This window comes from Hungatella sp., assembly GCF_046966825.1.
Window position 1 is genome coordinate 1 of the sequence record NZ_JBKVCZ010000204.1, and the last position, 8,070, is coordinate 8,070.

At 45.9% G+C, this 8,070-nt stretch carries 7 protein-coding genes; all 7 read left to right on the forward strand.

The genetic code is table 11. The features are described from left to right. Positions 1–638, forward strand: a 638-nt coding sequence (locus ACLTD4_RS31830) for a carbohydrate ABC transporter permease (RefSeq protein WP_412331880.1), incomplete at its 5' end; no start/stop codon positions are given. Continuing rightward, positions 635–1,453 carry a carbohydrate ABC transporter permease gene (locus tag ACLTD4_RS31835; protein WP_003530913.1) on the forward strand — a complete coding sequence of 273 codons (819 nt, stop codon included), beginning with the start codon at positions 635–637 and terminating at the stop codon, positions 1,451–1,453. The genes ACLTD4_RS31830 and ACLTD4_RS31835, both read left to right, overlap by 4 nt. A 26-nt stretch (positions 1,454–1,479) precedes the next feature. Beyond that, entirely contained in the window at positions 1,480–3,237 is a 1,758-nt protein-coding gene (locus ACLTD4_RS31840) for a sensor histidine kinase (RefSeq protein WP_412331881.1), read from the forward strand. 38 nt (positions 3,238–3,275) lie between these two features. Beyond that, the gene (locus tag ACLTD4_RS31845; protein ID WP_044928727.1) at positions 3,276–4,106 is read left to right on the forward strand and encodes a response regulator; all 831 of its coding nucleotides are present in this window, start codon (positions 3,276–3,278) and stop codon (positions 4,104–4,106) included. Between the two features lie 128 nt (positions 4,107–4,234). Beyond that, positions 4,235–5,278: a family 43 glycosylhydrolase gene (locus tag ACLTD4_RS31850; RefSeq protein ID WP_117755133.1), complete on the forward strand. Its 1,044-nt coding sequence runs from the start codon at positions 4,235–4,237 to the stop codon at positions 5,276–5,278. 13 nt (positions 5,279–5,291) lie between these two features. Further along, positions 5,292–6,296, forward strand: a complete 1,005-nt coding sequence (locus tag ACLTD4_RS31855; protein ID WP_044928729.1) for a family 43 glycosylhydrolase — start codon at positions 5,292–5,294, stop codon at positions 6,294–6,296. Positions 6,297–6,375: 79 nt separating this feature from the next. Beyond that, positions 6,376–8,070 (forward strand): glycoside hydrolase family 127 protein (locus tag ACLTD4_RS31860; RefSeq protein WP_412331882.1); only part of this gene is annotated, 1,695 nt, incomplete at its 3' end.

Below are 8,070 nucleotides of genomic sequence, written 5' to 3' on the forward strand. Positions count from 1 at the left end.
TGGCGGCTCTTGTGGCTTTTTTGCTTTTCCGTACTAAACAGGGATTTCGTTTTTTTCGGGCTGTCTATTTTCTGCCCTCTATTATCGCAGCGACGGTAATCGGCCTGATGTTTTCTGTTTTGCTTAACAGCGATATCGGTCCGATTAATTCAATTCTGCGATCGATGGGGCTGAATTGGATGGCCAAAAGCTGGCTTTCCGATCCGGATATTGCCATGTATACGGTAACCTTTATCCAGGTCTGGCAGTATATCGGGTATTATATGGCGATTATTCTGGCGGGAATGCAGTCAATTTCCGATGAGGTTATTGAAAGCGCCCTTATTGACGGAGTAAACAGCAGGCAGCTTGCCTGGCATATTGTTTTTCCCCAGATTAAACCGGTGCTGGAAATCTGCTTTATTTTCTGCTTAACCGGATGTCTGAAATCTTTTGAGCATGCTTTTATTACCACCTGGGGCGGACCGGGAGTAGCATCCACCACGCTGGCTTTGTACATGTATAAATTGGCATTCTCTTCTTCGGAACTGGGGAAAGGGGCTACCATTGCCGTAATTATTGTTATTGGGGCTTTGGTCCTAACCAGAATTACCGGAGCTGTTTTCAAGGATTCTGATCAGGGAGGGAAAAACGTATGAAACGTGGAGTTTTGTTTTATGTCAAAATGATTTGCTTGTCTATTTTTGCAGTTAGCACGATTTTTCCTTTCTGCTGGGTTTTGCTATCTTCTTTTAAGTCAACCACCGAGATTTACGGAAATTCTTTTGCCCTGCCGGAGGTATGGCAGTTTGAAAATTATGTAACTGCCTGGAAAGGGGCGGGCATGTCCTACTCTTTTCTTAATTCTTTTATTTACACAGTGGTTTCTGTTGCACTTGTCTTAATCATCACTTCTATGGTATCCTATGTTATCGCCAGAAATCGTCACGGACGTTATTTGTACCTGTTTTTTTCCTTTGGACTCATGGTTCCCATCCATTCCGTCATTATCCCGCTGAACGTCCTGATGAACCGCATGAATCTGATAGGAACCAGGCTTAGCCTGATTATTGTGTTCGTTGTTTTAAATTCCTCTTTGTCGATTTTTATTATCACCGCTTTTATGAAGCAAATTCCGATGGAATTTGAAGAGGCGGCTACTATCGACGGATGCTCCAAATTGCAGATGTTCCTGCGCATTGTTCTGCCCATGTGCCGCTCTGCTCTGGCAACGGCCGGTACGCTGGCTTTTATTAATTGCTGGAACGACCTGCTGCTCAGCATGATTTTTGTCAGCAAAAGCGAATGGAATACTCTGAATTATTCCATATTTATGCTGAAAGCGCAGTTTATCGCTAATTACGGCGCCATTACTGCGGGGCTGGTTATGTCTATTCTGCCGGTATTCTGTGTTTATATTTTGTTCCAGGAACAGATTGTAAAGGGATTTCTCAGCGGGGCGATTAAGGGATAAAGATTCCGAAATCAAGAAAGGGCCTGATGATGAAAAGAACAACCTATCAGAATAGAATTTTCCGAACACTGCTTTTTTTCACGTTGGGGATTCTAGCGGTGTTTGTCATCAGCCTTGTAAATTTTTACCTTTTTTTAAGTCAGCACTATATTGTATACTGCGAAAATGTACTGACGCAGGTAAACGGCCAGATCGAAAACGTCCTGCATAAAATGACTCTGTCACAGAAAGAGGCGTTTTTAACCATTTGCGACTCTCCTCTTTATAAAAGTGATTACTACGATGAAAGCGTCATGTTTTCCGGCAGGAAAATTGTCACGTCGCTTGCAAACATCAGCTACAATAACGATGATATTGACAATATTTTTGTCCACATGTATCGGAACGACGGCTTTTACAGTACGGAAAAATCTTCCTACAACCGGAAGGATATTCAGGAAAAAATTACTCAAAATCAGAGAAAGATTGGTAATGAAACAAATTATGATCTTACCCTGAAAGCAGACGAAACTACCGTAGACACTGTGAATTTTTACAGCTATGCCTATGAAATGGGAACTGACAATATTGCCGCCGGCCTTTGTGTCAGCCTAAAATATGCTGTGTTCAGCAATATTCTGAATTCCATCAATCTCCATGAGTCACAGCAGGTGTATTTGGTTGCCCAGGATGGTACTGTGATCTACAGCGGAGGGAATCAGGGAGCCTTACCGGTCGATCGGGAGAATCTTTATTACCAGGAAACGGACATTAACTTTTTCGACAATAAAATTATCATCAGTGACAGTCTGGATTCCATTGACTGGAAACTGGTTGTGGTTGTTAACCATTTTTCCTTGTTTTTCTCTTTGTTTAAAAGTCCTCTGATTTTTCTGGGATGGTCTTATATCATTTTCGTTTTAGTGAGCATTGGGTTTGCTTTTTCCCGGTCGAAGGCGCTGGCGTCGCCTATTAACGATATCATTCAACAAATTCAGGGATACCCGGAGCACAACAAAAAACTGCTGGACATTAAAACCAACAATTCCGACATCGCCTCTCTGATAGAAAACTATAACCGGTTAATTCATCGGATAGAAAATCTGCATGCCATTAATATGCGTCAGGAAAAAGAAAAAATGCAGGTGGAATATGAAGCGCTTTTGTCCCAGATTAATCCTCATTTCTTATTCAATGCTTTAGATTGTCTGCGGGGGATGGCGCTGAAATATAAAGCGCGAGATCTTTCCCTGAGCATCCGATCTCTTTCGTTGATGCTGCAGTATAGTCTGGTAGATACCCATACCAGCGTTACCTTAAAAGATGAGATGGAAAACCTTCAGAATTATTTGGAAGTGGTTAAAAATCAGTCCGATAACCGTCTGGAGTGTCAGTTCGATGTTCAGCCGGATACCTATGATGATCCCGTGATTAAATTTATGCTGCAGCCTATTGTAGAAAATTCGGTGAAATTCCGTGCCAGAGGGGATCACAACTTTATTTGGATTTCGGCGTTTCACCATGGGGATGGATTGGTCATTGCCATTAAGGATACCGGAACCGGCCTCACCAGGGAATATGCGGATAAAATAAATTTTGTTTTACAGCAGAACGGCAATTTACGGGAAAGCATCACTGTCAGTGGGACGGGAATAGGATTATCTAATATCTCCAAGCGTCTTCATTATTCTTTTGGACCGGAATCGTTTGTCAAAATTGACCCCAATGAGGATGGCGGGGCTTTGGTAACCATCTATATTCATCAAAACCGCGGAAACGGCAGGGATCTGTCGCTTCTGAACTGATGGAAAAACAGGAGAATGGTAGGAGAAAGGGAGAGGTTATGTCTGTCAGAGTTATGATTGCGGATGACGAAAGTATGATACGTTTATTGGTGCGGGATATTATCGAAACCTATGTGTCCGGTGTTACGGTAGTAGGAGAAGCGGCGGACGGAGATGAGTGTCTGGATTTGTTTCAAAAGCTTAACCCTCAGATCATCATTACAGATGTGGTAATGCCCCATACAGACGGGCTGGAACTCCTCCGCCAGATTAAAGCTATATCTCCTGAAGTTTTGATTATTCTGCTGAGCGCCCATAAAAAGTTCGAATATGTCCATGAGGCAATTAAGGAACAGGCGTTTGATTATCTGTTAAAGCCTACTCGTGAAGAAGACATCAAGCGGGTATTTGGCAGAGCTTTAAAAGTGCTGGAAGAAAAGGAAAAAAATAAGGCTCTGTACAGCGAAATGAAACGAAAAATCAAAAAGTACGGAAGCCAGATTACCGTAAAAGCGCAGGAAAACAGCGCGGATTCCAGTTCTGAAATTTATACGGACACCATGGATAAGGTCATTAAGTATGTGAATGAGAATTATACACTGGAAATCGGCCTGCAGGAGATTTCCTCCAAGTTTTTTCTTTCTCCTGATTATCTGTCAACACAATTCAAAGTAAAGACAGGAAAAAATTTTAAAGACTATATCAGCAATCTGCGTATTCAAAAGGCAGAGGAGCTTTTAATGTGCTCCGAATTTAAAATATCGGAGGTAGCGGAGTTAATGGGATATAACGACAGCGGATATTTTATTAAGGTCTTTAAGAATAAACTGGGGTGTACCCCCAGCCAGTTCAGAGAATCTAAAAGGAGGGACGATCGGCGTCAGAAATAAGCCGGCGGGTACGATACGCGGACTCCCGCTTGCGTTGCAGGCTGTTTTTCTCGGAACAGTGCCATGAGAAAAAGCGAAAATTGCTGCGTTTCAGATCAGAACACAAATATAAGTAAAGGAGCAAAAACATGGAATGCGGATATAAATTGAGACCCAGGGGCAAGGTGGCAGACTGGGAGGCCGAAGGCTGCGAAGCGGTACTGGGCGGCGCTCTCGGCAGTATTTCCAGCTGTTATGTAATTCAGGAAGGTCCGGTTTATAAAATGTGGTTTACCTGGCAACAGTCTCACTGCATTGCCTATGGGGAAAGTACTGACGGAAAACACTGGGGTCTACCGACTGTAGTGTTAACCCCCAGGTATCAGTCTGAGTGGGAAATTCATGAGGTCAGCCATCCTACGGTGATTTACCGGGACGGGCTGTATCATATGTGGTATACCGGCAGAGTGTTTCCGACTGAGATTACAGCAGCCCGGTGCAGCATCGGCTATGCAGTCAGCAAAGACGGGATTCATTGGAAAAAACATCCCCAACCGGTATTAGTGCCTCAGGATCCATGGGAAAAGATTGGGGTAATGTACCCCCATGTCTTATGGGAAGAAGAGCTGGGGTGTTATCGCATGTGGTATTCCGGCGGTCGGATTACCGATCCGGATGCCATAGGAGTTGCAGTCAGCAAAGACGGAATTCATTGGGAGCGCTGTTCCCAGAACCCTGTGTTCCAGTCGGATTGCAACCGTTACTGGGAAAACGCCAAAACATTTTCCTGCTTTGTCTGCCCCAAAGAGGACGGCTGGTATACCATGTTTTATGTAGGAGCAGACGGAGACGGTGTTTTGGGAATCGGACTGGCACGCTCTAGGGACGGGATTTCCCAGTGGCAGCGGCACCCGTCAAATCCTGTTATTGCAGGGACAGACGGTTCCTGGGATTGGCGCAGCGCCGGAAAGCCAAGCGTTTTAAAAACGCCGAAAGGCTACCAGCTGTGGTATAAGGGCTGTAATGTCCGATTTGAAGAGATTGGCATTGCCGTGCATAAAGGCTTTGATTTGGGATTCCCCGAGACGGGGCAAGAAGGCGAGAATGAACGGGGACAAGACAACGGTACCGGAAAAGTCAACCTGTATGTGAGAGATGAATTGCCCATAGGAATTTATGTCATTCCCGATTGAGGAGGTTCTAGTAATGATTTTAAACGGATATCGGCCTATGCCTACAGGTACAACAGCAGGCTGGAAAAAAGCAAAATATCCGCTGTTTGAACCGGCTTTGAATACCATGTTCGACAGCTATGTCATCAAAGAAGACGGTATTTATAAAATGTGGTTTTCCTGGAGACCCACTAAATCCATTATGTATACCACCAGCACCGACGGAATCCATTGGGAACCGTTTTGCTGTGTGCTAACCCGTCAGTTGGATTCTTCCTGGGAGGCGGATAAAGTCAGCCGGCCCACGCTAGTGAAGAAGGACAATCGATATCATATGTGGTATACTGGTCACATGATTTGGTCCGGCCCCTTGTCTGCCGCCATCGGGTATGCAGTCAGCGACGACGGTATCCACTGGGAACGCCCCCTTGCCCATCCGGTGCTTCGTCCGGATAAGCCCTGGGAAAATCATATTATCTGGACACCTCACGTCATTTACGACGAGGAAGAGGATTTGTTTAAAATGTGGTATGCCGGCGGCGCAACAGAAGGCACCGAGTCAGACGCTCTGGGATATGCGACCAGTAAAGACGGTATCCATTGGACCAAATACCCGTTAAATCCTATTTTCGTTCCCGATGGCAGCATTCCATGGGAAATGGCTAAAGTATCCGCGCCGTTTGTGTGGAAGCGAGACGGCTGGTATTACATGTCTTATTTAGGGAACGATGCGGATATGAGAGGCAGCAACGGTTTGGCAAGATCCCGGGATGGCATTACTAACTGGGAACGGCATCCGTCTAATCCTATTATTGCCAGTTCAGAAGGCTGCTGGGACCATAATTGTATTTGCAAACTCATGATTATAGAAACAGAAACCGGATATATGGGCTGGTACAACGGCGGCAACCGGAAAATTGAGGAAATCGGAATTGTATATCATGAAGGATTTGATCTGGGATTTGAGACAGATGGAAAGCCGGCGCCGAATGAGCGGGGAGACTATTCCTATCTCTGCCCCATCAATATCACACACTGATTATTTGCTTGAAAACCAGCATCCATCACAGACAATTACACGTTAAAAATAAAAAGCGTCTGATCTTTGGGGGGATTACATGTTAGCGTCCATTCCTTTAAAGGACATCCAGATTCAGGATCGGTTCTGGAAGGAACGCCTGGATCTGGTGAGAAAAGAAATTATTCCCTATCAGTGGGAGGCAATGAATGACCGGGTGCCCAATGCGGAACCCAGTCATTGCATTGAAAATTACCGCATTGCTGCCGGACAGGCGCAGGGGAGCTTTTATGGCGAGGTTTTTCAGGATTCTGATTTGGCAAAATGGCTGGAAGCGGTAGCCTATGTGTTAAGCTTTCAGCCGGATCCTAAACTGGAGAAACTGGCTGACGAGGCTATTGAACTGGTGTGCGCAGCCCAACAGCCAGACGGATATTTGAATACCTTTTTCACCATCAAGGAGCCTGACCAGAGGTGGCGTAATTTGCGGGAAGGCCATGAGTTGTACTGTGCTGGACATATGATGGAAGCAGCAGTGGCTTATTTTGAAGCCACCGGAAAGCGCAGACTGCTGGATGCCATGATGCGGCTTGCTGATTTAATCTACAATACTTTTGGACCGGAAGAAGGGAAGATACACGCATATCCGGGACATGAGGAAGTAGAGCTGGCGCTGTTTCGCATGTACCGGGCGACCGGCGTGAGAAGATATTTGGAGTTATCCGCTTACTTTATTAATTGCCGGGGCACCGGGGAAAACTATTTTCGAAATGAAAACGACAGGCCGGGATATCTGCCTATATGGGGCTCTATGGACACAAATTCCGACATGTCCTATTATCAAGCCCACCAGCCGGTGCGGGAGCAGAAACAGGCCGCCGGACATGCTGTCCGGGCCATGTATCTGTACAGCGCCATGGCGGATTTAGCCGGAGAATTAAAAGACGAAGGCCTGCTGAATGCCTGCAAAACCTTGTGGAATGACGTGACAGAACGGCAGATGTATGTAACCGGAGGAGTTGGAGCGTCCGGCATTTTAGAGCGTTTTACCACCGACTATGATCTTTCCAATGAGATGGCCTACGCGGAAAGCTGCGCTTCGATAGGACTAATGCTGTTCGGGCTTCGGATGAACCGTGTTACCCGCCAGGCACAATATTTTGATCCTGTGGAACGTGCGCTTTATAATACAGTGTTAGCCAGCGTGGCGCTGGACGGTAAGAGCTTTTTCTATGTCAATCCACTGGAAGTATGGCCCAAAGCCTGTATGCCTTATACTTCCAAGGAGCATGTAAAGCCGGTGCGCCAGCCCTGGTTCAGCTGCGCCTGCTGTCCTCCCAACGTTGCCCGCACTTTTGCTTCTCTGGGGCAGTATATCTGGGCGCAGGATTCACAGCGGGTATATTTGAATCTGTTTATCAGCAGCACTGTAAAAGCAAAAAACGGCGCTATTTTAAAGCTCGAGACGGAATTCCCCATGGGAAATGTACTGAAAATCACTTCAGACCAGGTTCTCGAACTTGCAGTGCGGATTCCCGGTTATGGAAAAAATTTCAGGGCCAACGTTTCGTACCGGAAGGAAAACGGCTATGGGGTATTTGAACTGGAGGCCGGAAAAGAATTGGAAATTCAGTTTGATGCGCCGGCCTGTTTTATCCGTGCAAATCCTGAAGTGCGCGCGTGCTCAGGAAAAGTATGTATTCAGCGGGGGCCTGTGGTGTACTGTCTGGAAGAGATAGATAACGGATCCAATTTGTCTGCTCTGTCGGTGGATACCGCCGTTTCGCCGGGGGAA

Bases quoted from the DNA above. Each gene is read 5' to 3' on its own strand.
- ACLTD4_RS31840 (WP_412331881.1), top strand. From the start codon at position 1,480: ATGATGAAAAGAACAACCTATCAGAATAGAATTTTCCGAACACTGCTT.
- ACLTD4_RS31835 (WP_003530913.1), top strand. From the start codon at position 635: ATGAAACGTGGAGTTTTGTTTTATGTCAAAATGATTTGCTTGTCTATT.
- ACLTD4_RS31850 (WP_117755133.1), top strand. From the start codon at position 4,235: ATGGAATGCGGATATAAATTGAGACCCAGGGGCAAGGTGGCAGACTGG.
- ACLTD4_RS31855 (WP_044928729.1), top strand. From the start codon at position 5,292: ATGATTTTAAACGGATATCGGCCTATGCCTACAGGTACAACAGCAGGC.
- ACLTD4_RS31845 (WP_044928727.1), top strand. From the start codon at position 3,276: ATGTCTGTCAGAGTTATGATTGCGGATGACGAAAGTATGATACGTTTA.